Genomic DNA, 22561 nt, shown 5'->3' with positions numbered 1-22561 from the left:
TAAACTAAAAGCATGCCAAAACGAGTAGATCATGAACAAAGAAAACAGAGGATCGCCGAAGCAACCTGGCGGGTGATTTTAGAACAGGGCATGGAAGGGGCGACGGTGCGCAATATCGCCCAAGAAGCGGGGCTGTCGCCGGGCGCGCTGCGCCATGATTTTCGCTCTCAGGAAGAGCTGCTGTTCTATGCGATGAACCTGGTGAAGGAGAAGGCGGCGGAGCGGATCATCGAAATCACCGCGCTGGAGCTGCCGCCGCAGGAGAAAGTTCTGAAGATCTTGCTGGAGGTCGTGCCTACCCGCGAAGAGACCCGGGCGGAAATGGAGGTGTGGATGGCGTTTACCGCCTATTTCAGACACAGACCCGCGGAATTCGATGCACAGCATGACGGGTTATACGATTTGATGCAGCAGTTGATCGTGTATATGGATCAACACGGCCTGCTGCATGCCGGGGCGGATCGGGAGCTGGAAACAGAGCGGCTCTACGCGCTGATCGACGGCATTGCGCTGCATGCCTTGCTTGATCCGGTGCGGCTTGACCCGGACAAAATCAACCGCGTACTGAAAGCCCATTTGGACTCGATCACGAACGCGGTTGAGGAGCATTGATTATTTGCTTTTGCGCGATACGTTTAGCAGGGACAAGCCGAAGAACAAGACTGTGGTCGCCAGCAAAATAACGATGCTTAACCAAGGCTCTACCTGGTAGCTGCCGAAATGATACACGACGCCCATGTTCTCCGCAAACTCCGCTTGTGCACCGGCCGGTGCGCCGTTAAAGGACACCTCCATCGGATGCTCCAGCATCACGCTGCGGATCAGCACGCCGGCATGGGAGATCGGGAAGATTCTAATCACCCCTTGCACCGCCTCGGGCAGGCTGCCCATCGGCACGTAGATACCGGTCAGGAAGCCGATCAGCGTCCCGATCACCGTACTGGCTGCCGAGAAGGCGTTCTGGCTGCGCAGAAACGTCGTGATGAAGAAGATGATCGAGCTGCTGGCGAGCACCGACAAGACGATCAGGCCAAGCACCTTCAAAATACTGAGCAGCGGCAGCAATTCCCCGTCCAGCATCAGAATGTACAGCTCCCCCAGGACAAAGGTGACTGCGCTCATGATGACGCCTACGCAGCAGGCGCTGAGGATATAACCGCCGGTCAGCCGGCTTCTGCGGAGGGGGGAGGACGTAAAATCCTTGAGGATTTTGCGCGAGCGGTCCTCAACCATGATCCCGAAAGCCCCCATCGTCGAGGTCACGGAGGTGACGGCCAGAATGCCGGCCAGCACCCAGCTGTTGATCAGAACCGACACGCCGTCGATCACCGGCAAACTGTCCGCAATCGTGTCCCCCAGGAAAACGACATACAATCCCAGAATGATAAATACGGCCAGCAGGGAAAATAATACCGCGGCGCGGTCCCTGAAGAAAATTTTCAAATTCCGGTTTGCCAGGCTTAACATCAGCTTCGGACCTCCGTTCCCGTCAGGTTAATGAAGACATCGTCCATCGTGCCGTTGACGATTTCCAGGTTGGCGATGTTGTCACGGCACCGGTCAAGAATCCCCAGCGCCTCCACGGTGTGATTTAGCGGAATGTGATAGATGCCCGCGCCATCCCGGTCGAAGGCAAGTCCTAACTCCTCCAGCAGAGCGTCCAGCGCGGCGCTGTTTACCGGTTTGATTTTCAACCTATCGGAAGCGTACCGGTTCTTCAGCTCCAGCGGGGTACCTTGAGCCAACACCTCGCCGTGGTCGATGATCGTAATGAAATCGGCTTGTGCGGCTTCTTCCATATAATGCGTGGTCAAGAAGACCGTCATGCCCTGCTCCCGTTGCAACTTCAGCACCATCTCCCATACCCGCTTGCGCGTCTGCGGATCGAGTCCGGTTGTTGGCTCATCGAGGAACAACACCTTCGGCGTATGGATTAAAGCCCGGGCGATATCCGCCCGCCGACGCTGCCCGCCGGACAATTTGCCGTATGGCCGTTTCAGAAATTCAGCGACGCCCGCCGTCTCGGCCGCGGCTTCGATCGCCGCTTTGAGCTCGGGGCGAGACTTCCCGTACAAGCGGCCCCGCGTCTGCAAATTCTCCTCTACGGTCAGCAGCGGATCCAGCAGGCTGTCCTGGAACACGATGCCGATGGAGGAACGAATGTTGTCATCGTCCTGCCCCAAGCGGTACCCGTTGATGATCACCTCGCCGCCGTCCGGCTGAAGCTGGGTGGAAATGATATCGATCGTCGTCGATTTGCCCGCCCCGTTAGGTCCCAGAAAGGCAAAGAGGCTGCCTTCCTTCACTGTAAAATCTACCTTTGCCACGGCCTGCAGTGAACCAAATGATTTCTTCAGGCCGCTGACCTCAATGATGTTTCCCATAGTTGCTCCCCTCCGGCTTCAACTCTTAATGGTGGTTCTGCTTGGCTTGAATTTGCTGATTGATCTTATCCGCATCCACGCGGTCTTTAAGAATCAGTACGCCGTATACGGCAAAATACACCGCCACCGACATACCGCCGATCACCGCGATATTGAAGCCGTTTAGCGGAAAGATGCGGAACAGCCCGCCGATGCTAAAGACCGAAAACAACACGGTCACGATATCCATGAGGATGGATGACCACAGGCTCTTCCAGGCAATTCGGTCGGTGAGCGTCATCAAGAAGGCGACGCACGTCGTCATGGCGAACATTTGCAAGGCCAACTGGGTCGTAAGGGGAGGGAGGACATCAAGCAGGGACAGACCCGAGAATATCAAAATAACAAACGTAAACGAGATACAGTCTATCGTGATGTAGGCTTTTAATTTCGTCATTATCTTCCCTCCTAAAAATTGAATTTCTCCTTAAATCCCGGAACATAGTGGCGGTTGATGATCAGTTTCTCCCCGTTTTGGAGACGAGCCTCGAAGCGCCCGTTCATCAAGGCTCTGACGTTGGACAGCTTCGCGATATTCATAATGCAGCTCTTGCTGATCCGCACGAAATCGGCCTTCGCCAACTGCTGCTCCAGTTCATAGAGCTTCAGGCTGCAGTCGAAGACTTCTTTCTCGCAATAAGCAAAAGTCTTGTCGTCGATGGATTCGAAATAGTAGATCTCTTCCGGACGCAAGGGATGGATGGCGCCGTCCTTCTTGCCGATGATGGCGAAGCCGTACAACCGAATCTGGGCGATCAGCTTCTCTAGATCCGCGTCGATCTGCTTGCATTTAATTGTAATTTCTACATCCTCGTAGTCGCGGGATTGATCGATGATCAGTTTCAAAGGATTCACTCCTCGGGTTCCTGGATAAGCGGGCTTAACCTTAGGCTTGGTTGGTGAGTTAACCATAGCACGCCGTTTTTTGCAGACGCAATACCGTCATCGGTAAACTGCATTTGCGGCAAGGTAACCTGCATTTGCAACTTGTCTCCCTCGGGCAAGGGGCTAGTCTGCATAATCGGCCAAGTTCCCTCATAGACATGTATCAGTTTAGGAAATCAAACTGCAGAGGGGATGATCTCATGCGCCGTTTCACGTGGATGCTGACCATCGTGATAGCCTTAAGCTTCGTGCTGGCTGCATGCGGGAAAAAGGACGCCGACGGCGTCGTCAAGGATTTGGACAAAGTGGTTACCCAGTTGGAGAGTTATCAGGGATCCGGCACGATGACGCTTTATACGGGTGACAAGCCTCAGGAGTACAAGGTAGAAGTCTGGTACCAAAACCCGTCGTTCTACCGGATCGCGCTCACCAATGCTCAAAAGGACGTCACGCAAATCGTCCTCCGCAACGAACAAGGGGTCTTCGTGCTGACGCCAAGCCTCAACAAGAGCTTCCGCTTCCAAAGCGACTGGCCGGAGAATCAAGGGCAGGTGTATCTGTATCAAACGCTGGCCCGCAGCATCTTGAGCGACAGCGCGCGGCAATTTGAAAGCGACAAGGAGAGCTACATTTTCGAGGTGGCGGCCAATTACAACACCCACGCCTTAGTGCGGCAAAAAATCTGGCTGGCCAAGGACAACTACGCACCGAAGCAAGTCCAGGTATCGGACGCCGAAGCGAAGGTCGTTGTCGAAGTGAAATTCGATAAGTTCGATTTTGACGCCAAGTTTGACAAGAACTCGTTTGATATGCAGCACAACCTGGATACGGCGGCCCAAGATTCTCAAGGCACATTGCTGGAAGTCGATGAGAACGGCATGCTCGTAGAGAAGACGCCAACCGATGAAGCTGCTGGCGCCAACGGCGATCCGGCCTCCGGGGAGGCCGATGGGGCAACCGTACCGGCTACACCGGCTTTGACGGAACCTTTTGGCGTCATCATCCCGACCTACCTGCCGGACGGCGTCTTGTACCAGGACGACAAAGCTGTGGAGGGCACCGATCGGACGACCGTAATGCTGCGGTATGACGGTACATATCAGTTTACGTTGTCGGAGACGCGTTCACCGGACCGCAGCGCTTCGCTTGTGCCGGGTGATCTGGTCGACATGGGCTTTACGTGGGGGCTTCTGACCGGCGATGCGCTGCGGACGCTCACCTGGACGGTAGACGGTTTGGAATTCCGGATTACGAGCGAGAATTTGCCGGTGACTGAAATGGTCAAAATCGCTGCCTCGATGCAAGACCAAACCGGTAAATAAAATAGGAACAGGCGGATTGCGGCAGTGCCGGCGGGAGGCTTCTCCCGACGGCCCCNTGCCGGCGGGAGTGTTCTCCCGACGGGCCCGACGATTCGCCTCTTTATTCTATATGGAGGTTGAAACAGGAGTACGGGCCTTCTCGGCAATTGGGTTCTTTTGCAGAATTGACAGTCGCATCCATGAACATTACCATTAGATTATTGCTCAGATATTTGAACTCTCAATCTTTGGAGAAGGTGACCCGAAAGTGCAAGGAATGTATCGACCTACCCGTGCGGAAATTGATTTGGACGCACTGCGCAGCAATTTCGAGGAATTGCGGAGAAGACAACCGGCGGACATGAAAATGCTGGCATGTGTAAAAGCTAATGCTTATGGGCACGGCGCTGTGCCTGTAGCGAAGGAATTGGAACGGATCGGCGCGGATTACCTCAGCGTTGCGTTCCTGGATGAAGCGCTGGAGCTCCGGAGAGCCGGCATCCGGCTGCCGATTCTGGTGCTCGGGTATACGCCGCCCCACGGGGTTCGCACCGCGTGGGAACAGGAGATTACCTTGAACGTATTCAGCATGGAAGTGCTGGAGGCGATCGAAGCCTTGAATCCCGGCGAATTCCCGCATAAGCTGAAAGTCCATATCAAAATCGATTCCGGCATGGGTCGCGTCGGACTGCTGCCCGGAGAAGAGGCGGTCGCCTTCATACGCAAGGCCACGCAAGCGCCGCAGGTGGAAGTGGAAGGCTTGTTCACCCACTATGCCACAGCGGACGAGGAAGACAAAAGCTATACATTGGAACAATTCCGCCGGTTTCAGGGCGTGGTGGACGCGCTGCGGGAGCAAGAAATTCGCATCCCGATCATACATACAGGGAACAGCGCAATCGCCATCGATATGCCGGAACTGTCCGTACAAATGGTTCGCATCGGCATCGCTTTGTACGGCTTGTATCCGTCCGACGAGGTCCGCCGCGATCAAGTGCGGCTCACCCCGGTTCTCTCCTTGAAGACCGAAACGGTACGGGTCAAGACGCTGCCGCCTCATTCCGCCGTCAGCTACGGCGCGAAATACGTCACCCGGCAGGAGGAGCGCATCGCGACTCTGCCGATCGGGTATGCCGACGGGTATTCGCGTCTCCTGAACGGCAAAGCACAAGTACTGATACGCGGCCGCCGCGTTCCTGTAGCAGGCGTGATTTGTATGGACCAATGTATGGTATCGCTTCAAGCTTTGGCTGAGGAAGCCGAAGAAATTCAAGCCGGCGAAGAGGTTGTGCTCATCGGTCGGCAAGCCGGCGAGGAAGTGACCGCCGGGGAGCTGGCATCCGCCATGGGAACGATCCATTACGAGTTGATCTGCATGCTGGCCCATCGGGTCCCCCGAGTCTATAGACGGAAGGGAGAACCGGACTTCCTGCTCAACCCGCTGCTGTGACAGAATGGTGCGGCAGACAAAATTCAACAAAAACTTTACCCTGAGGGAAGGAATTTATGCCGGGTCTATCGAATACTAAAGATGGAAATGATCAGATATGTACGGCACTGTCATTTTTGTTTATAATGATATGCAGCATACTTGATATACTATCGGCATATATTTCTTTTGTATAAATTTCCTTGAATAATGCTATACTGATATCAGGAAACAGGGTCGAGTAGGTTTTGGGGGTGGAAGTTTTAAAATGGCCAATATGCACAACACCAAAAGAATCATGATCAGTTTGCCGGATCATCTTTTGCAGGAAGTCGATGGAATCGTGGCGATGGAGAATTCCAACCGCAGCGAGTTGATCAGGCAGGCCATGAAGCTGTATCTGAACGAGCGGAAGAAACGATTCATCCGGGAATCGATGCAGCGCGGCTATATGGAGATGGCCAAAATCAATTTGTCCATGGCCTCCGAAGCGTTCCACGCGGAAGAAGATGCAGACATCACTCTGGACCGCCTAGTAAGCGGGGTGTAAACATTGATCGTAAAGCGCGGCGACGTTTTTTTTGCAGACCTCTCCCCTGTGGTAGGTTCCGAGCAGGGCGGGGTCAGACCGGTGCTTATCATCCAGAATGATATCGGAAATCGATTCAGCCCAACGGCCATTGTTGCCGCTATTACGGCGCAAATCCAAAAGGCGAAGTTGCCAACCCACGTTGAGATTGACGCGGCTACCCACGGATTTGACAGAGATTCCGTCATCTTGCTGGAGCAAATTCGAACGATCGACAAACAAAGATTAACGGATAAAATTACGCATTTGGACGAGGAGACGATGAAGAAAGTGAACGATTCGCTGCTCATCAGTCTCGGTTTGATTGATTTTTGAGAATTCCTAAACGAATTCATGCGTGTTCAGCCTGATGGTAAGCGCTCCGGACTTTGCTCCGGGGCGTTGTTTGTTTTGCCGATAATTTTGATAATAGGATCTTATGATTTTGCTACATCGAACGCGGGCAAATCGAGTACGATAGGAGTAATCATGGAGAGAAGGAGAGGTTGCCGTTTGAGCGCTCAATATGAAATCTATGACGATCCCTTCAAAATGTTGATTTTGCTGGCGACGTTCGTGGCAGAGCAGCAAGGCAGCAAGCTGGATTACGAAAACGTTGTGCCTTTTGAGAACGACAAATTTTCACTGACGAACGGCCGGTTCCTGTACAAAAAGGATCAGGTCGAGATCACCTGGTACCAGTTCCTGGGACGCGATATTCAGTGCAACCGGGATTTGACCCGGCAGGAATACAACCGGATGTTCGTCGATTGCATGGCATCGGTTTACGGCGTGAACTAAGCATTGGGAGTAAAGTGGAAAGTGCAAGCGCAAGGGAGGTCCCTGGCGGCTTGCACTTTTCATTTTAGCGGAGGAGTTGGGGGAGGCTCGCACCGCATGGTGTGGTGGGATGGTGTGGGGGATGCGGTTTGGTGAGGCGCGTGTGGCTTGGTATGGCGTGATACGGGCTTGGGTGAGGTGCGGTTTGATGGAGGGCGGCGGAATATACTCGATTTTTCATATAAAATAATGTTGATAACGGGCGTAATGGTGGATTCTATTCGATTTTTCATATAGAAAATTCGATTCCGGCGCCCGTAGGGGACATTGTGTATGAAATTTCATATAGATCTCGCCGGAATCGGGGAATGGGGTGAATTCTATTCGATTTTTCGAACACATTTGTTGTCTTGAACGGCTTAATCGGTCCGCAGCGCGTAAATCGGGCGGAGCTTCGCCGCTTTGTTGGCCGGAATCATCCCGAAGACGACGCCGATAAACAGCGAGAAGCCGAAGGCGATCAGAACGATCGGGAACGAAACGGTCGTCGTCAGCGCCGAGTAGCGGCCGATTAATGCGCTGGCTCCGTAGCCCAATCCGATGCCGATCAAACCGCCGAAACCGCTGAGCGCCGTCGATTCCACCATAAATTGCATTAGGATATCGCGTTTCTTTGCACCGATCGCTTTGCGTACGCCGATCTCGCGGGTCCGTTCGCTGACGGAGACCAGCATGATGTTCATGATTCCGATCCCGCCAACGAGCAGCGAAATGCCGGCAATGCCGCCAAGCGCGAGCGACAGCATCTGGGTGGTCGAATTTAACGTATCCAGCATTTCTTGCGAGTTAAAGATACTGTAGGCGTTGTCGGCGTTCTGGAACTTTTTGTCCAAGGCAGCTTCCAGCAAGGTTTTGACCGATTCGATCTGCGACGTGTCCTCCACTTGTACCGTAATCGTTCGCACGCCGCGGCTTTGCAGGAAGCGCTCTGCCGTAGCGATCGGGATCAGCAGCTTATTGTCGTTGGAGGCGGTCAGGCTCGAGCCTTTGGACTCCAGCAAACCCACGATTTTGAAGCTGCTGCCGTTCAACTGAATCGTCTGTCCGACCGGGTTCTCTGTGCCAAAAAAGGTACCGGCCGCTTCGGTGCCGATAAGCGCGACCTTCATGCGGAATTCGTTGTCCATGTCGATGATATATCGGCCGGCTTGGACGTGGAAGTCCTGGACCTCCTCGTACGAAGGCGCGATGCCTTCTACAGTAAGGCTGTCGTTGGTCGTGCCCTTCTTGGCGGTCACGGAGCCGTTGATCACAGGGGACACGGCCTTCACTCCCTCGATTTCTCCGAGAGCCATCGCTTCCTCGAAAGAAAGTGAGGTTGCGCTGCCCCGGCCCATGATATTCACCGTAAGCAGGTCGGTCCCCAGCCCTTCGAGCTGGTCGGTGATTTGCGACGTGGTGCCTTGCCCGACCGAGACGAGCGTAATGACAGAGGAGACGCCGATAATAATGCCAAGCATCGTGAGAAAAGAGCGGATTTTCGCGCCGGCGATGCTCTTCCAGGCCATTTTGGTGCTCTGCAGCAGGTTCATACCGGGTTCCCCCGATCTTCGACGATCCGTCCGTCCTGAATGCGAATGACCCGTTTGGCCTGCTCGGCGAGGGACAGATCATGGGTGATGAGGATGATCGTGTGGCCCAGCGCGTTCAGCTCCTTCATCTGCTCCATCACCTCTACGCCGGTTCTGCTGTCGAGGGCGCCGGTTGGTTCATCCGCGAGCAGCATCGGCGGCGCGCCGGCGATCGCCCGGGCGATTGCGACGCGTTGCTGCTGCCCGCCCGACAATTCGGATGGGCGATGGTGCATCCGGTCGACCAGGCCAACCAAGCGGAGCGACTCCTCGACTGACCTCTTCCGCTCCTTGTGCGAGACACCGCGATAAATGAGCGGGAGTTCGACATTTTCGTAGGCGGTTAATTTGGGCAGCAGATTAAACTGCTGAAAAATAAACCCGATCTTCTCATTGCGGATCGCAGCCAGCTTGTTGTCGGACAGCTTGCGAACGTCCTGGCCGTCGAGCAGATAGAGCCCTTCGTTCGCCACATCCAGACAGCCCAGCATATTCATCAGCGTCGATTTGCCGGAGCCGGACGGCCCGATGATGGCGACGAATTCGCCATGCTCGACCCGAAAGCTGATGTCGCGAAGCACGGTCATCATCTCCCCGGCCATGCGGTAGCCGTGGCCGAGGTTCTGCACGTCAATTAATGGGGCGGTAGCCGTGGACATTATCTGCCACCTCCGCCGCCGAATCTGCCGGTGCCGGTCGGGGCAGCGCCGCCTCCGCCGGGTGCCGATCTCCCGCCGAAGCCGGCGCCGCCGTTGCCAAACCCGGCATCCCCGCCGCCAAACTCGACACCGTCGAATCCACCCTGCAATCTCGTCTGCTGCTGGGCCGCAGAGCCCGAGTTCGTGCTGATGACGGTCGGGATTACAACCTCCTGGCCTTCAGTTAACCCGCTGACGATTTCGATCAGCGTCTCGTTATGCACGCCGACCTCCACGGCTTGCATGCGGCCTATTGTGCTGCTGGCTGCTCCAGCCGCCCCGCCGCCGCTTGCGCTAGGCGCCTCGCTCGCCCCGGCGCTGCCCGTGCCCGGACGGCTCGCAGCGTCCGCCTCTAAGTTGGCCGCCCCGCCCGCGGCGTCTGCGTCGTCGGTTCCTGCACCCGGCAGCAGGACGAAGTACCGGCCGCCCCGCTGCTGAACCGCCTCGATCGGCAAGGTCAGGACCGCCTGCTTCTCTTCGGAGATGATCGTCGCCTCCGCCGACATGCCTACCCGAACGCCCGCGGAATCGTTCAGCGCGATCGTGACGTCGAACAACGACACGCCGCCTGAAGCCGCGCCTTCGTCGGCGATGTCGGAAACGACGCCTTCCAAGGTCTGGTCCGGCAGAGCGTCGACCTGCACGGTCGCTTTCATGCCTTCCTCGATGCTGGGGATATCCAGTTCGTCAACCTGGATTTTCGCGCTCAGCTTCTGATAATCGTTAATGACGAACAGCTCAGTACCGCCTTTGGCCTGTTCGCCGGCCGTGATGTTCACGGCGGTAACCGTTCCGTCAATTGGCGCCGTTAACGGATCGGGAGGAATTCTGTCCTCTTGCAGCTTGGCGATCTCCGCCTCGGTGTTGCTGATGGCAAGCTCCTGCTTGGCGATTGATTTTTTCGTCGCATTAAGCGTTTGCTCGTCAGCCCCTTCCTGCACCTGCCGCTTGAACTGCTCCTGCAGATCCGTGAGATCCCATTTTTGCGATTCCAATGAGGATTGCTGCGCTTTGAGGTTATCGGTGATGTCCGTCCCTTCAAAAGTAAGCAGGACTTGGCCTTTTTTTACAACGTCGCCCGTCTTTACATGGACCTTACTGACTTTGCCCTCGTCTTTCGTACGGACGCTTTCGCTCTCCGTTGAGACGATGGAGCCCGAGCCGGAGACGCTGACGGTGATGTCGCCCTTGCTGACCCGCGTTGTATTCAGAACAGGCGCCGAAGCTTGCTTCGGTTTGTTCGGAATCGTCAGGATCCAAACGAGGGCGATGGCAACGACAACCACGCCTCCGGCCCCGATCCACAACCACTTTTTGTTCAATCGAATCCCTCCAGCTTATGTATTTCGCCTGCATGCGTTGGGGCTTGTACGGCACTTGCCCGCTAAACAAGTCAGGCCTATTCTATAGGATGAAGATGAGGCCAACCTGAAGCACAGCTGAAAGTTTTCTGAATGAATTCGGGTCGGGAACGAGCGGGCGGTAAAAGATTTCATGGCATCATCGGGTATGATCAAGTACAATAGATGTAACATTTTCTGGGGAGGACTTCTTTTTCATGGATCAACGTCCGTCTGAAACACCTTATTCCTATTCGACTTTCGGTCAATACCCGCCGCCAGCGGCTCCGCCGAAGACGAACGGGAAATCGATCGCATCGCTGGTGCTCGGTATTTTATCAATCGTGATTCCTTATGTGGGCTTTATTCTGGGGATCGTTGCGATCGTGTTCTCCAGCTTGTCGTTCAAAGAGATCAAACGCACGGGCGAGCAGGGCAAGGGTCTCGGCGTTGCCGGCCTCGTTTGCGGCATCATCGGCACGGCGCTGTACGGTATTATTATCGTGCTCGCCATTATTGCGCTTTTGATGTTTGCTACATGGGATTCAACGTACAGCACCTTTTAAACTAAGCTGAGAACGAAGCACCGCGGCCTTGGGCGCGGTGTTTCTTCATTTTTTCTGGCGCGTATCGGTTTGGACAAGCTGGAAAAGGCGCGAAAAGTTTGTGATAATAGAAACAATCGCAATTTTTGAATGAAAGAGGGATTCTGCCATGGCGCAAACGGAGACGAACGGAACAGCGGTACAAGGGGGAGCCGACGCGGGGGAGCAAGAACGAATCATCGCTCAAATCGCCAAGGAGCTGGGGCTAGCTCTGAAGCAGGTGCGGACGACGATCGGGCTGCTGGATGAAGGCAACACGATTCCGTTTATCGCTCGATATCGGAAGGAAATGACCGGGGAATTGGACGAGAACCAGCTTCGCAGCATCGAGGAGCGGACGCAATATCTCCGCAATCTGGAAGAGCGGAAGCGGGAAGTTGTGCGGATCATCGAGGAGCAAGGCAAGCTGACGGACGAGCTGGCGGCCGCGATTGCCAAGGCGGTGAAGCTGCAGGAAGTGGAGGACCTGTACCGGCCTTACCGGCAGAAACGGAAAACCCGGGCGAGCGTGGCCAAGGAGAAGGGACTGGAGCCGTTGGCGGAATGGTTGTTGTCACAGCCGAAGCAGGGAGAGCCGCTGTCGGAAGCGGCGAAGTTCACGGCGGCGGCCGGGATCGAGGACGGCGTGGAAACGGCCGAGGAGGCCCTGCAAGGGGCGATGGATATCGTTGCCGAGCAGGTTGCGGATGAAGCCGCCACCCGTGCCTGGGTCCGCAAATATACGATGGATCACGGGCTGATGGTGTCCGAGGCGAAGACGCCGGAAGAGGAATCCGTCTACGAGATGTATTACGACTACCGGGAAGCGGCGAAAAAAATGCCGTCCCACCGCATCCTCGCCATGAACCGCGGCGAGCGGGAGAACGTGTTGAAGGTGTCGCTCGAGGTGGACGCCGAAGCGATTTGCCGTTACATCGCCGGCCAGGTCATTCGCGGACGTTCCGCGACGGAAGACGTGCTGCGCGCGGTGATCGAGGACGCTTATAAACGCCTGATCGCCCCGTCGATCGAGCGGGAGGTGCGCGGCGAGCTGACGGAGAAAGCGGAAGCGCAGGCGATATCGATTTTCGCCGGCAATTTGCGCAGCTTGCTGCTGCAGCCGCCGGTTCGCGGCAAGAACGTGCTTGGCGTCGATCCGGCTTACCGGACCGGCTGCAAGCTCGCCGTTGTCGACGACACCGGCAAGCTGTTGGAGGTGGCGGTCACTTATCCGACGCCGCCGAACAACAAGAAGCGGGAAGCGGCGGCCAAGTTCCACGAGCTGATCGACAAATACAGCGTCGAGCTGATCGTCATCGGCAACGGTACCGCTTCGCGGGAGACGGAGCAGTTCGTTGCCGAGGTCATCGCGGAACGCAAGGGCAAAGACCGCGAGCTGGCGTACCTGATCGTCAACGAGGCGGGCGCGAGTGTGTATTCCGCTTCCAAGCTGGCGCAGGAGGAGTTCCCGGATCTGGACGTCGCGGAGCGAAGTGCGGTGTCCATCGCCCGGCGATTGCAGGACCCGCTGGCGGAGCTGGTCAAGATCGAGCCGAAGGCGATTGGCGTCGGGCAATATCAGCACGACGTGTCCCAGAAGCATCTCGACGAGAGCTTGAAGAACGTCGTGGAATCGGCCGTGAACCACGTCGGCGTGGACGTGAACACCGCTTCGCCGGCGCTCTTGTCCTATGTATCCGGCGTGAATGCAACGACGGCGAAGAACATCGTCAAGTTCCGCGAGGAGAACGGGCGCTTTAAGAGCCGCAAGCAGTTGCAGAAGGTACCGCGGCTTGGCGCCAAAACGTTCGAGCAATGCGTCGGCTTCCTACGGATCGACGGAGGCGAGCACCCGCTCGACAAGACGCCGATCCACCCCGAGTCTTACGATGTGGTGAATCGACTGTTCACCGAGCTCGGCGTATCTCTGAATCAGCTTGGTTCCAAGGAGCTGAACGAGAAGCTAGCTGCGCTGGAGCCTAGCGAGCTGGCACCGCGCCTGGAAGTTGGCGTTCCGACGCTGCGCGATATTCTCGAAAGCTTGCAGCGCCCGGGACGCGACCCGCGCGAGGAGCTGCCGCTGCCGATCTTCCGCACCGATGTGCTGAAGATCGAGGATCTTGTGCCAGGCATGGAGCTGCAAGGGACCGTGCGGAATGTGATCGACTTTGGCGCTTTTGTCGACATCGGGATCAAAAACGACGGACTTGTGCACATCTCCCAGCTAAGCAACGGGTACGTGAAGCATCCGATGGACGTCGTCTCCGTCGGCGACAACGTCACCGTCTGGGTGCTGAACGTGGACATCAAGAAAGGCCGGGTTGGCTTGACGATGCGAGGTCCGGCTGAGGTCAAGGCCCAGTAAGGCGGCCGGGATAAAAAAGAGCCGTAAGCTGCGGAATATCCCGCGGTTACGGCTCTTTTTCTTGCGTCTTGGGGAGGGTCATCCCTGTTTCTTTCAGACGCCCTGGGCCTACTCGTGGTCCAGAACGAGCAGTTTTATGCGATGGTCATCGGCAGTGATTAATGGAATGGGGGATATTTGACCCTCGCAAAAGGTGGAAATTCGGGGCTGTTCCAAGCAGGCGCAAGTGCTGCTGCGGGGCCGCCCCTTGGGTTTATGAGCAACTGCTATTGCATCGAGTTGGTGTTGTCCGTATGAGTAGTTCGGCGGCTATAGTAGAAGAACCAACAATCATTGAGCAGACGAATCTGACGACGGTCTCTCTTGTTAAAGGCACGCATGATCTGATTGCTGAGCCAATTCGGCAAGCGTATCCCCTCCTCCGGTAACCCATTGGTATGGTTAGGGTATGGGGCATTCCCCCATTCCGTGCAAGTCCTCCCGAATTCGAAGCCGAAAATTCCGGCGATCCGTTACTCCGATGCCGGGTTCTAGCCTGGCCCTTGTCTAGCTCTTGCTGGTTCTGCCTGGCTTTGCCTAGCTTTGCCTAGCTCTGTCTGGCTTTGCCTGGCTCTGCCTGGCTCTGCCTGGCTCTGCCTGGCTCTAGCCTAGCTCTAGCCCGGCTTTGTCTTGCTCTAGCCTGGCTCTAGCTGGTTCTGCCTAGCTCTAGCCTGGCTCTGTCTGGCTGTGCCTGGCTCTGCCTAGTTCTAGCCTGGCTCTAGCTGGTTCTGCCTGGCTCTAGGCTGGCTCTGCCTGGTTATTGCCTAGCTCTAGCCCGGACTTGCCTGGCTTTTGCTGGTTCTGCCTTACTCTGCTTTGCTTTTGCCTGACTCGTGCTTGACTCTTGCCCAGATGTTCCCGTCTCGTTGTCCGTTTGAGTCTCGGTTCATTTCGTTCCCAAGGACACGGAATATTTCGTTGCGTTTGCAACACATTGGCCCACCGCCGCAGCTCCCGCCATTCTAACGGAACCTAGGGACGTTATTTGCCCGACCTGGGGGATGATCCGATTCTAACGGAACGAGGAGACCTTATTTGCGGCCGAAGCCGGGAAATGGCTGCCGAAACCGGCAAATAGAGGCGTTACGTTCCGTTAGCGCGGGAAATCCCCGGGAAATGAGCGAATAAGGGCCGTACGTTCCGTTAGAGCGGCGCGACCAAGAGAAGCGGACACGGACTTGCGCAGAGCGACGCGAACAAGGGGAGTGGACACGGACTTGCGGAGAGCGACGCGGACCGGGCCCCATTGGACGGGAACCCGGCCCTGCCAACCCGGCCTTGCCGGAGCGGTGCCAGGGCGGGCCCGGCCAGCTAAAAAGCCGGCCCGACCAGCCTCTCTTGCGGAGAGGAGCTAGTTGGCCGGCTTTATTTTCCACCCCTAGAAGTTACGCCCCTTCTTCCTCGTACCACTGCTCCAGCTGAGCCTGGAGGGCGCGGATTTCGGTGAGCAGCGAAATCAGGGGGTAGTTCTCCTCGCGGATTGCGGAAAAGGCAGACTCCAGTCCGTTGATATAATCCAGACCGCTTGTGATCTTCAGCGATTCTTGGAGGAGATCGAGCTGGTCGCATTCGGCAATTGCACGCGGCAGGGACGGAATTTCAGCAGCCGTCAGTTTGTCGATTTCCTTGTTCAGCCGCAGGTTTAAGGCGCTGAGTTGATAGGCATAGTCGCGGGGCATTTCTACGAAAACCAGATTCGAGCCTTGCTGTAAAATAACGTATCTCATTAGGGACATGCTTGCGATTCTCCTTTTCTATCCATCCTACTTGACAGTGTAGCGTAAGGAGAAGTTAAAATTCAAGTAATGAATCTAGCAGATATTCCGTGTGCGAGACAGCAGGAAGGGGAGAGGACGATGACGGATGAGCAGTTGCAAGCCTGGATCGAGCAAATTTCGCTGCGTTCCTTCGGCGTGCCTTTCCGGCACCAAGCCCGGTTTAACAACAGATTAAGAACCACCGGGGGACGCTATTTTATGAAAACCCATCATATCGAAATTAATCCCGCGCAGCTCGCGGCTTATGGGGAGGAGGAAGTCGAGCGCATCATCAAGCACGAATTGTGCCATTACCACCTGCATCTGGCGGGACGAGGGTATCAGCATCGCGATGCTGACTTTAAGGCCTTGCTCCAAAAAGTCGGCGGGAGCCGCTACTGCCATGCTTTGCCCGGAAGTCAGCAGCGAAAAACCTTGCCGCACCGCTACAAGCTGGTATGCGCGGATTGCGGAATGGAGTACTTGCGGAAACGCCGCGTCGACCCGAACCGGTACCGCTGCGGCAAATGCGCCGGTCGACTTCGATTATATGCGTTATCCGAAGGCTAAGGATGTGCTATACTTGACTCAAACCCCATAAGGAGTGATTTGAAGATGGCCCAATCACAAGCCAAAAAACAGCGGCAAAAACTCATCCGCGAAGGAAAACGCAGCCCGGAACTCAGCCGCAGCCCATTTGCCTTTCAGGACTTGCGAACCCGCAAGACGAAAACGAAGCAGGAACAACTCCAGCGGCAAAAATATAAGAACCACGCTTCCATTTACGGAGACGATGGTTCTTTTTTATTTTCAATCCTCGGTTTCGCTGCTTTTCGACAGGGTGACAAAAATCTCGTACGGCTTGCTGTCCTCGGACGTTCGGGTCTGGTGGTTTTTGAGAAAAGCCGTGACCCACTCCTGAAATTCTTCAGCTTCCTGCGGGGTCAGATACACGTGGTCGCTGCTCAATTGCCCGGAAGACGATTCGGAGCGAGAGGATTTCAAAAACCGTTTCTTGCTTTCGTCATATAAATTGCTGAGCAGCTTCTCGGTTTCCGTCAAGGCGACCTGCTTGAGCGAATCGTCGAAATAGCTCTTCTTAATATGGATAGCGCCGTCAAAGGGCTTATAATACTTCGCGGTAATCCCGTTAATCACCTTCGTGTCCGCGAGCTGCAGGAGACCGATGCTCTCCAGCTTTTTGGCATGATAATAGACCTTGGCCGGAACCTCTCCCATCGTATCCGCTACTTCCTTCATCGTCGCCGGATGATTCAATTGCTTGAATGTATCCAGGATTTGAAGGCGATACGGGTCGGAGTAGATCCGAATGTCCTCCAGCGTTTTCAATTCCATCGCGTTACTCACCCCTGCAAGCCCCCTACCCGAACATCAGAAGTTGATTATCATTGATTTAAGTATAGCTTGGGCCTGGAAAATGCGCAAAGCATGACGCATGAAGCATGAAGTAAACTCGATAGCGAGATCAGATTTCCATAAAGCTTCGCTGCTTGAGCAGCAACAAGACGGGAATCAGCAGAAGGAGCCCAAAGCCCACATACAGCAGTTGGACCTGCACCCATTCCCCCAGGATTCCGGCCAGAGCGCTCCCCGCCGGTATAGCGGAGGTACAGACCATCCCGTATAACGCTCCGACACGGCCAAGCAGCTCCTTCGGTACAGTTTCCATGAGATAGGTAGTGGAAGGCGTGCTGCATAATGAAACAGACAACCCGATGCCAAAACAGAACAGCGTGGCCAGGCCAAGCGGTTGAATCGGTATGATCGCAGGCAAGTACATCAACGCATAATTCGCACCAAGCAGCAGGTAACCGGTCAGGATGAGCGTGCTTTTTTTATAAGCTGCGCCTCTTCTTCCAATCCATAATCCGCTGACAATCGTACCGCAGACCAGGCTCATCCCCATGAGGCTTAAGCCGGTAGGTCCCGAATGCAGGATTTCATCGACATAGACGGTATTCAGCACGTTAAACGGCGACAAGCAGAAGTTTACAAAAGCCGCAGCGATGACCATGGTAATGAGCAGTCGATTGGATTTGAGATATCGAAACCCTTCCTTGAGGTCTTGAAAAAAGCGGGTGCTGTCTCGGGCGGAGTTGGGAGGGGAGGCAGGTGCAGCCGGATCGGTTCCCCGGATGAGCATGATGAAACCAGCGGCAAGCGTGAAAGTTAATCCATCGATCAAAATGGCCGTGGAGATACCGAAGGCTGCGATGATGCCGCCGACTGCCGCCATGCCCGCTAATTCGGCTGCCCGCGAAGCGGAGGTGCTGAAGGAATTGCCGCTGAGCAATTGATCCTTGGGCAGCAACTGAGGAACCAGGGCCAACTCAGCCGGAGAAGCGAAGCATTCCAGCGTGGAGGTGAGCAGCGTCAGTACATATAGATGCCAGGGAAGCAGCCAGCCTTGCCAATAGAGAAAAGCCGTGAAGCAGACGATCAGGCCGCGCCCCAGATAGGTGAGCGCCGCAACATGCTTCTTGGACCAGCGATCCACCAGGGTTCCGGCGAAAAAGCTAAAGGCAAGATTCGGAATAAAATTGAGTGCAAACAAGGTGCCCATCATCAGTTTGGAGCCGGTGAGCATGTAAACCATCCAGCTGTAGGCGATGGAATCCACGGAATCCCCGAAGCGGGAAATGACGCGCGCCAGCAATAGGTACATAAACGATTTATACATCGCCAATTCTCTAAACCCGGTAAAGGGTTGACTTTTAACCCGTACTTCTTGGCTCATAGGCACCTATCCTTAAAATAAATTTATACGTTAAAATTATTTTAACGATATGTTTATTTTATAATCTTTTTTCGAACGGAATGCAATTCTTTTTTGGGGTGGCTTGTCCTTATGGATGCCAACGGGGGGGTTCTGCCCCAGAGCGGGTTGGGGAAAGAAGGCAGCGCTTCGGAAGCGCTTCGAATCTTGACTTCGCCGCGGAAGCGTGATAAATTAAATGGTGTTCTCGTTAATTTTCGTTCCCCGATAGCTCAGTCGGTAGAGCACTCGACTGTTAATCGAGTTGTCACAGGTTCGAGTCCTGTTCGGGGAGCCATTTCATTTTTGGAGAGATACCCAAGTGGCTATAAGGGGACCCTCTGCTAAGGGGTTAGACTGCGTAAGCGGTGCGAGGGTTCGAATCCCTCTCTCTCCGTTTTGAATTACATCGATAGGAAGAACCTCCCGGTCATCCGGGAGGTTCTTTTTGCAACAACTTCTCCAAAGTTCACGTTAATCAGATATAAGTCAATTCACATTCGTTCTGAGGGAGAAGTTGAAATGAAAAGATCTGTTCCTATTACAGCAATAGTTGGACTCCTATTTTTAATACTTGTTGGATGCGGCGCGGGGGTTCATGGTGACGAAAAAACAGCCGAGCAATTTGTGGAACAACAAGGTTATAAAGTAACTTCTCGCATGGGTGAAGTTCATAAGTACATTTTGGACAAAAGCAAACTTTACGGAGGCACCGGAACAATACCGTATCAACAAAGTTGGGGGGTTCAAACTACGGAACCTGACGAATATTTTGGCAAAGAGATAACTATATACGGATTTACCGTATCAAATCATCCTTTGGAGCAAACGTATAAAGCCAAAACAAATGTTTATGTCATGCTTGCCGATGGAGGCGTGATTGGCGGATATTCGTTTCCGGATCTCGAGGATTTGACAGGCAGCGTTTATTCATGGGACGGCAAAACATTGGAGGAAATAACCGGACTTACTTTTAAAGAATGGTCCGAAAATTGGAAAGGGAAGTACGCTCCAGATGATGCGGAATAGCAGCATGAATCGGATTGGCGGGGGCGGCGTGGATGTTTGATATCCGCTACACACTCCCCAACGCCGGAGAAGTCATACAGGCCTTTTATGAGAGATTCGCAGGCCGGCTGCTGATGAGTGCGCGGGCACCGTATTGGACGGCGAAACGGCGAGGCTGGCCATACTGGCCGGCACAAGGTTTGTGATCGCGCCCAATCTGAGCAAAGAGGTTGCCACCATGTGCAACAGATACCGAATTCCGTTTGCGCCAGGCTGCGCGACCGTCACGGAAATGGTGCAAGCGCTGGAGTTGGGAGCGTCTTTTGTCAAAGCGTTTCCTATCTCCAATTTTTACGGCGTGGCGACGCAGGACTCGCTTTTTTCATTTCCTGCTTGAGCTAGCGGATCTGCTTCGCGATTGCGGTGAGCCAGTGTCACTGCCCTTCCGCATTCGTCCGTCATATGTCCGCTAATGATTTTCTCCACCACGACAACCTTCTTCAATTCCGCTCTGTTCATTATCACTGTCTCCTGTCCCATAGTGACATTATCTCAGAACAGTTATAGGGTGACATTATCACAGAAGAACAACATAGTCTAAAATTCAGGGTTGCAAGGCGCTTCGCTTTTTGCTATACTCAATTTTGTCGCTGCCTCAAGGCGACGTTGATGTTGTGGCCCGTTGGTCAAGGGGTTAAGACACCTCCCTTTCACGGAGGTAACAGGGGTTCGAATCCCCTACGGGTCACCATTTATTTAACTGAATATGCGGTAGTGGTGGAATGGCAGACACGCTATCTTGAGGGGGTAGTGGGCGTATGCCCGTGGAGGTTCGAGTCCTCTCTACCGCATCCCAGAAAGGAAAGAACCTTGCGTTTAGCAAGGTTCTTTCTTCTTGCCCTGAGGTTGCCTCAGTCAGATTTCGAGCAAATGGCGAATCGCGTAAGCAACTCCGTGATCGTTATTGGTACGGGTGGTTGCCGTCGCCAGTTGTTTGATCTCGTCCACGGCATTGCCCATGGCGATTTTGGTTCCTGCCACTTGAAACATCGAGATGTCATTATAGCTGTCCCCGATGACGACGGTATCGGACATGTCGACGCCCAAGTGGCCTGCCAGGAATCGCAAGGCATTTCCTTTATCGGTTGCCTTCGCGATGATCTCCACGATATGGTTGGCGGAGGAAGTGGTGTGCACCTGCGGCTGGTTGTTGAAATGCAATGTGATTTCGTTCAGCTTCTCCTCGTTGAACGTGCAGACCAAGAGTTTATATACAGGACGGCCTTGCTCGATCAGCTGCAGCGGGTGATCGATTCCCCGGAAGCCAAATTGGACGAATTGGATCTTGGCGCTCTCCCAAAGCCGTTCCCGATCCGTGTCCGGATTGGCGCTGACCAGAATATCCATCTCAGCCCGCAGCTTCTGCTCACCGTCGGAGGGGGAATAAATGGCTTCGGGGCAAAAGATTTCGAAATATACGTGATGTTTCAAGAGATAACGAATGGCTTCTGCGGCTGTGTCAGGGTCGATTGGCGTCTCCTGCAACAGCTGTCCTTCCCGGTCGAATACTTCCGCTCCATTGGAAGCGATGATCGGGACGGACAGTTCTCCGGTTAAATGTCTGGCGTCAAAGCTCGCCCGCCCGGTACAGAGTGAGACGATATGACCTTTACTTACGGCATGCGAAATGGCGTCCAAGCCTTGAGAACTCGGACGACTGTCCGCTGTGAGCAGCGTCCCGTCCAGATCCACGGCAATCAGTTTCATGGATAGTTTCCTCCTAGCCCATCGTTTGATGGGTGTTGTCTGTTTTTTTTGAGTATAGAGTATGAAATGCATTTCAGGTCAAGGAGAGATCAAGACGTGGCAACCCCGCTTTGGATTATTATTCTGATTGGAGCAGGAACTTATTTATTACGGGCGGGTTCCTTAGTTTTAGGGAGCCGGGTCCGATGGTCCGAGACGACGAAAGAATGGCTGTCCTACGTATCTCCTGCCGTGCTCGGCGCGCTGATCGGACCGCTGCTGCTGCTCGAAGACGGGAATTGGATTCCGCTGGAGGATAATTCCATGCTGTTTGCCGCCATTCCAACGATGATCCTCGCTTGGTGGTCGCGGCGGCTTCTGTTATCCGTAGCTGCGGGCGTGGTGTTCTATGCCGGCTTCCATGCCTGGTTAGGGTAGAGGGCACAAGCGACAAATCAAGAGGGGGATAGCGCACTTATGAACCGGGTGGATCGGTCGAATCGAAGGGAAGAAATACAGATGGCTCTGCGGGATGCGCTCCCGATCATGTTGGCTTATTTTCCATTATCCATGACTTACGGCGTGCTTGCTTCGGCGGGCGGATTGCCTGGGGGACTGGCGGTGTTCAGCTCGGTGTGGATCTTCTCGGGGGGAGCTCAGTTTATGCTGCTTGGGATGTTGGCTTCGGCCGCTGCTCCCGTTACGATAGTCACGACATTGCTGTTGTTAAACATGCGTCATGTTCTGTATGGCGCAACCCTGGGGCCATATTTGGCCGATTGGCGGGAGTCCCGGAAATGGCTCGCGGCCATAGGTCTTACGGATGAAGGGTTTGCGGTGACTTCAAGCCGGGCGGCACAAGGGGAGAGACTGCTGCCTTCCTATTATATAACCTTCGCCTTGGCTATTTACGGTTCCTGGATTGCCGGAACCGCAGCAGGCACGGGGCTTGGCAACTTCGTCACGGCGGAGCAGGCCGAGGTGCTTACCTTTGCGTTGCCGGCGCTGTTCATCGCTTTGCTTGCTGGCGGAGAACGTTCGCTGCCGTTTATGGCCGCCGCAGGCTGCGGGGCGGTACTGGCTACGCTGGCAGGGATGCTGGAGCTTGGCGGGGTTGGCCTGATCGCCGGAGGTTTGGCCGGCGCTACGTTAGGGCAGCAGATCAGCCGGCAGCGTTCCCGCCGTAAGGATTCTGCCCGGAACCATGCCGACAGAACATTGCACTAACCCC

General features: G+C 54.8%; 26 protein-coding genes and 4 tRNA genes. 17 read left to right on the top strand and 13 right to left on the bottom strand.

The window, feature by feature from the left end; genetic code table 11:
• Window positions 1–12 precede the first annotated feature (12 nt).
• Window positions 13–612: a TetR/AcrR family transcriptional regulator gene (locus BN3795_RS22950; RefSeq protein ID WP_068786990.1), complete on the top strand. Its 600-nt coding sequence runs from the start codon at window positions 13–15 to the stop codon at window positions 610–612.
• Here BN3795_RS22950 and BN3795_RS22945 read toward each other — a convergent pair whose 3' ends face one another.
• The 4 genes from BN3795_RS22945 to BN3795_RS22930 are packed head-to-tail and all read right to left on the bottom strand — an operon-like array spanning window position 613 to window position 3269.
• Entirely contained in the window at window positions 613–1467 is an 855-nt protein-coding gene (locus BN3795_RS22945; RefSeq protein WP_068786989.1) for an ABC transporter permease, read from the bottom strand.
• Complete coding sequence (locus tag BN3795_RS22940) at window positions 1467–2384, bottom strand: ABC transporter ATP-binding protein (protein ID WP_068786988.1); 918 nt, start codon at window positions 2382–2384, stop codon at window positions 1467–1469. The genes BN3795_RS22945 and BN3795_RS22940 overlap by 1 nt, the downstream gene beginning before the upstream one ends.
• 25 nt (window positions 2385–2409) lie before the next feature.
• Window positions 2410–2820 (bottom strand): DUF3021 family protein, encoded by a 411-nt coding sequence (locus BN3795_RS22935; protein ID WP_068786987.1) that lies wholly within the window; start codon window positions 2818–2820, stop codon window positions 2410–2412.
• A gap of 11 nt (window positions 2821–2831) precedes the next feature.
• The gene (locus BN3795_RS22930) at window positions 2832–3269 is read right to left on the bottom strand and encodes a LytTR family DNA-binding domain-containing protein (protein WP_068786986.1); all 438 of its coding nucleotides are present in this window, start codon (window positions 3267–3269) and stop codon (window positions 2832–2834) included.
• A 239-nt stretch (window positions 3270–3508) separates the two neighbouring features.
• Here BN3795_RS22930 and BN3795_RS22925 point away from each other — a divergent pair, with 239 nt between their 5' ends.
• From BN3795_RS22925 to BN3795_RS22905, 5 genes are all read left to right on the top strand, one after another.
• Complete coding sequence (locus BN3795_RS22925) at window positions 3509–4630, top strand: LolA family protein (RefSeq protein ID WP_068786985.1); 1122 nt, start codon at window positions 3509–3511, stop codon at window positions 4628–4630.
• Window positions 4631–4877: 247 nt separating this feature from the next.
• On the top strand, window positions 4878–6059 hold the full coding sequence (alr, locus tag BN3795_RS22920) for an alanine racemase (RefSeq protein ID WP_068786984.1): 1182 nt from the start codon (window positions 4878–4880) through the stop codon (window positions 6057–6059).
• A 247-nt stretch (window positions 6060–6306) separates the two neighbouring features.
• Complete coding sequence (locus BN3795_RS22915; protein ID WP_018750966.1) at window positions 6307–6588, top strand: CopG family ribbon-helix-helix protein; 282 nt, start codon at window positions 6307–6309, stop codon at window positions 6586–6588.
• Window positions 6589–6591: 3 nt separating this feature from the next.
• On the top strand, window positions 6592–6942 hold the full coding sequence (locus BN3795_RS22910; protein ID WP_009226461.1) for a type II toxin-antitoxin system PemK/MazF family toxin: 351 nt from the start codon (window positions 6592–6594) through the stop codon (window positions 6940–6942).
• A gap of 177 nt (window positions 6943–7119) precedes the next feature.
• Entirely contained in the window at window positions 7120–7407 is a 288-nt protein-coding gene (locus tag BN3795_RS22905; protein ID WP_068786983.1) for a hypothetical protein, read from the top strand.
• 398 nt (window positions 7408–7805) lie between these two features.
• Here the strand turns inward: BN3795_RS22905 and BN3795_RS22900 are convergent, their stop codons facing one another.
• The 3 genes from BN3795_RS22900 to BN3795_RS22890 are packed head-to-tail and all read right to left on the bottom strand — an operon-like array spanning window position 7806 to window position 11037.
• On the bottom strand, window positions 7806–8978 hold the full coding sequence (locus BN3795_RS22900; RefSeq protein ID WP_068786982.1) for an ABC transporter permease: 1173 nt from the start codon (window positions 8976–8978) through the stop codon (window positions 7806–7808).
• Window positions 8975–9676 (bottom strand): ABC transporter ATP-binding protein, encoded by a 702-nt coding sequence (locus BN3795_RS22895; protein WP_068786981.1) that lies wholly within the window; start codon window positions 9674–9676, stop codon window positions 8975–8977. The genes BN3795_RS22900 and BN3795_RS22895 overlap by 4 nt, the downstream gene beginning before the upstream one ends.
• Window positions 9676–11037, bottom strand: a complete 1362-nt coding sequence (locus BN3795_RS22890; protein ID WP_068786980.1) for an efflux RND transporter periplasmic adaptor subunit — start codon at window positions 11035–11037, stop codon at window positions 9676–9678. The genes BN3795_RS22895 and BN3795_RS22890 overlap by 1 nt, the downstream gene beginning before the upstream one ends.
• A 236-nt stretch (window positions 11038–11273) precedes the next feature.
• Here BN3795_RS22890 and BN3795_RS22885 point away from each other — a divergent pair, with 236 nt between their 5' ends.
• Together BN3795_RS22885 and BN3795_RS22880 are read left to right on the top strand one after the other, a co-directional pair.
• Window positions 11274–11621, top strand: coding sequence for a DUF4190 domain-containing protein (locus BN3795_RS22885; RefSeq protein ID WP_068786979.1), 348 nt, complete (start codon window positions 11274–11276; stop codon window positions 11619–11621).
• Window positions 11622–11769: 148 nt separating this feature from the next.
• Window positions 11770–14004, top strand: coding sequence for a Tex family protein (locus BN3795_RS22880; RefSeq protein ID WP_068786978.1), 2235 nt, complete (start codon window positions 11770–11772; stop codon window positions 14002–14004).
• Window positions 14005–14270: 266 nt separating this feature from the next.
• On the opposite strand, the gene cmpA is transcribed toward BN3795_RS22880, so the two are convergent.
• Both cmpA and BN3795_RS22875 read right to left on the bottom strand, forming a co-directional pair.
• Window positions 14271–14411: a cortex morphogenetic protein CmpA gene (gene cmpA, locus BN3795_RS25360; RefSeq protein WP_110945328.1), complete on the bottom strand. Its 141-nt coding sequence runs from the start codon at window positions 14409–14411 to the stop codon at window positions 14271–14273.
• Window positions 14412–15428: 1017 nt separating this feature from the next.
• Complete coding sequence (locus tag BN3795_RS22875; RefSeq protein ID WP_068786977.1) at window positions 15429–15779, bottom strand: hydrolase/acyltransferase; 351 nt, start codon at window positions 15777–15779, stop codon at window positions 15429–15431.
• 120 nt (window positions 15780–15899) lie between these two features.
• On the opposite strand from BN3795_RS22875, the gene BN3795_RS22870 reads away from it, so the two are divergent.
• A complete protein-coding gene (locus BN3795_RS22870; protein WP_068786976.1) occupies window positions 15900–16370 on the top strand; it encodes a SprT family protein in 471 nt (156 codons plus the stop codon).
• Between the two features lie 240 nt (window positions 16371–16610).
• Here BN3795_RS22870 and BN3795_RS22865 read toward each other — a convergent pair whose 3' ends face one another.
• Window positions 16611–17168, bottom strand: coding sequence for a winged helix-turn-helix domain-containing protein (locus tag BN3795_RS22865; protein WP_232730020.1), 558 nt, complete (start codon window positions 17166–17168; stop codon window positions 16611–16613).
• 118 nt (window positions 17169–17286) lie between these two features.
• Entirely contained in the window at window positions 17287–18558 is a 1272-nt protein-coding gene (locus BN3795_RS22860) for an MFS transporter (RefSeq protein ID WP_068786974.1), read from the bottom strand.
• 240 nt (window positions 18559–18798) lie between these two features.
• On the opposite strand from BN3795_RS22860, the gene BN3795_RS22855 reads away from it, so the two are divergent.
• From BN3795_RS22855 to BN3795_RS26295, 4 genes are all read left to right on the top strand, one after another.
• A tRNA-Asn gene (locus BN3795_RS22855) sits at window positions 18799–18874 on the top strand.
• A gap of 10 nt (window positions 18875–18884) precedes the next feature.
• A tRNA-Ser gene (locus tag BN3795_RS22850) sits at window positions 18885–18973 on the top strand.
• Between the two features lie 125 nt (window positions 18974–19098).
• Window positions 19099–19605, top strand: coding sequence for a hypothetical protein (locus BN3795_RS22845; RefSeq protein ID WP_068787041.1), 507 nt, complete (start codon window positions 19099–19101; stop codon window positions 19603–19605).
• 133 nt (window positions 19606–19738) lie between these two features.
• Window positions 19739–19981: a beta/alpha barrel domain-containing protein gene (locus BN3795_RS26295; protein ID WP_232730019.1), complete on the top strand. Its 243-nt coding sequence runs from the start codon at window positions 19739–19741 to the stop codon at window positions 19979–19981.
• On the opposite strand, the gene BN3795_RS25745 is transcribed toward BN3795_RS26295, so the two are convergent.
• Window positions 19936–20103: a hypothetical protein gene (locus BN3795_RS25745; protein ID WP_198524810.1), complete on the bottom strand. Its 168-nt coding sequence runs from the start codon at window positions 20101–20103 to the stop codon at window positions 19936–19938. The two genes, BN3795_RS26295 and BN3795_RS25745, sit on opposite strands and share 46 nt — an antisense overlap.
• Before the next feature lie 157 nt (window positions 20104–20260).
• Between BN3795_RS25745 and BN3795_RS22840 the strand changes: the two genes are divergently transcribed.
• Window positions 20261–20335 (top strand) — tRNA-Glu (locus BN3795_RS22840).
• Window positions 20336–20352: 17 nt separating this feature from the next.
• Window positions 20353–20435, top strand: a tRNA-Leu gene (locus BN3795_RS22835).
• 64 nt (window positions 20436–20499) lie between these two features.
• On the opposite strand, the gene BN3795_RS22830 is transcribed toward BN3795_RS22835, so the two are convergent.
• Window positions 20500–21351, bottom strand: coding sequence for a Cof-type HAD-IIB family hydrolase (locus BN3795_RS22830; RefSeq protein WP_068786973.1), 852 nt, complete (start codon window positions 21349–21351; stop codon window positions 20500–20502).
• A gap of 96 nt (window positions 21352–21447) precedes the next feature.
• Between BN3795_RS22830 and BN3795_RS22825 the strand changes: the two genes are divergently transcribed.
• Both BN3795_RS22825 and BN3795_RS22820 read left to right on the top strand, forming a co-directional pair.
• The gene (locus BN3795_RS22825; RefSeq protein ID WP_232730018.1) at window positions 21448–21768 is read left to right on the top strand and encodes an AzlD domain-containing protein; all 321 of its coding nucleotides are present in this window, start codon (window positions 21448–21450) and stop codon (window positions 21766–21768) included.
• 39 nt (window positions 21769–21807) lie between these two features.
• The gene (locus BN3795_RS22820) at window positions 21808–22557 is read left to right on the top strand and encodes an AzlC family ABC transporter permease (RefSeq protein WP_068786971.1); all 750 of its coding nucleotides are present in this window, start codon (window positions 21808–21810) and stop codon (window positions 22555–22557) included.
• The last annotated feature ends 4 nt before the right edge of the window (window positions 22558–22561 follow it).

Origin of the sequence: Paenibacillus phocaeensis (genome assembly GCF_900021165.1) — a bacterium.
Classification (GTDB): domain Bacteria; phylum Bacillota; class Bacilli; order Paenibacillales; family Paenibacillaceae; genus Fontibacillus; species Fontibacillus phocaensis.
This window is presented reverse-complemented; position numbering and strand designations above follow the sequence as displayed.

Bases quoted from the DNA above. Each gene is read 5' to 3' on its own strand.
- BN3795_RS22820 (WP_068786971.1), top strand. From the start codon at position 21,808: ATGAACCGGGTGGATCGGTCGAATCGAAGGGAAGAAATACAGATGGCT.
- BN3795_RS22945 (WP_068786989.1), bottom strand. From the start codon at position 1,467: ATGTTAAGCCTGGCAAACCGGAATTTGAAAATTTTCTTCAGGGACCGC.
- BN3795_RS22870 (WP_068786976.1), top strand. From the start codon at position 15,900: ATGACGGATGAGCAGTTGCAAGCCTGGATCGAGCAAATTTCGCTGCGT.
- BN3795_RS22940 (WP_068786988.1), bottom strand. From the start codon at position 2,384: ATGGGAAACATCATTGAGGTCAGCGGCCTGAAGAAATCATTTGGTTCA.
- BN3795_RS22830 (WP_068786973.1), bottom strand. From the start codon at position 21,351: ATGAAACTGATTGCCGTGGATCTGGACGGGACGCTGCTCACAGCGGAC.
- BN3795_RS22895 (WP_068786981.1), bottom strand. From the start codon at position 9,676: ATGTCCACGGCTACCGCCCCATTAATTGACGTGCAGAACCTCGGCCAC.
- BN3795_RS22935 (WP_068786987.1), bottom strand. From the start codon at position 2,820: ATGACGAAATTAAAAGCCTACATCACGATAGACTGTATCTCGTTTACG.
- BN3795_RS22915 (WP_018750966.1), top strand. From the start codon at position 6,307: ATGGCCAATATGCACAACACCAAAAGAATCATGATCAGTTTGCCGGAT.
- BN3795_RS25745 (WP_198524810.1), bottom strand. From the start codon at position 20,103: ATGAACAGAGCGGAATTGAAGAAGGTTGTCGTGGTGGAGAAAATCATT.
- BN3795_RS22880 (WP_068786978.1), top strand. From the start codon at position 11,770: ATGGCGCAAACGGAGACGAACGGAACAGCGGTACAAGGGGGAGCCGAC.
- BN3795_RS22950 (WP_068786990.1), top strand. From the start codon at position 13: ATGCCAAAACGAGTAGATCATGAACAAAGAAAACAGAGGATCGCCGAA.
- BN3795_RS22885 (WP_068786979.1), top strand. From the start codon at position 11,274: ATGGATCAACGTCCGTCTGAAACACCTTATTCCTATTCGACTTTCGGT.
- BN3795_RS22900 (WP_068786982.1), bottom strand. From the start codon at position 8,978: ATGAACCTGCTGCAGAGCACCAAAATGGCCTGGAAGAGCATCGCCGGC.
- BN3795_RS22925 (WP_068786985.1), top strand. From the start codon at position 3,509: ATGCGCCGTTTCACGTGGATGCTGACCATCGTGATAGCCTTAAGCTTC.
- BN3795_RS22845 (WP_068787041.1), top strand. From the start codon at position 19,099: ATGAAAAGATCTGTTCCTATTACAGCAATAGTTGGACTCCTATTTTTA.
- BN3795_RS22860 (WP_068786974.1), bottom strand. From the start codon at position 18,558: ATGAGCCAAGAAGTACGGGTTAAAAGTCAACCCTTTACCGGGTTTAGA.
- BN3795_RS22875 (WP_068786977.1), bottom strand. From the start codon at position 15,779: ATGTCCCTAATGAGATACGTTATTTTACAGCAAGGCTCGAATCTGGTT.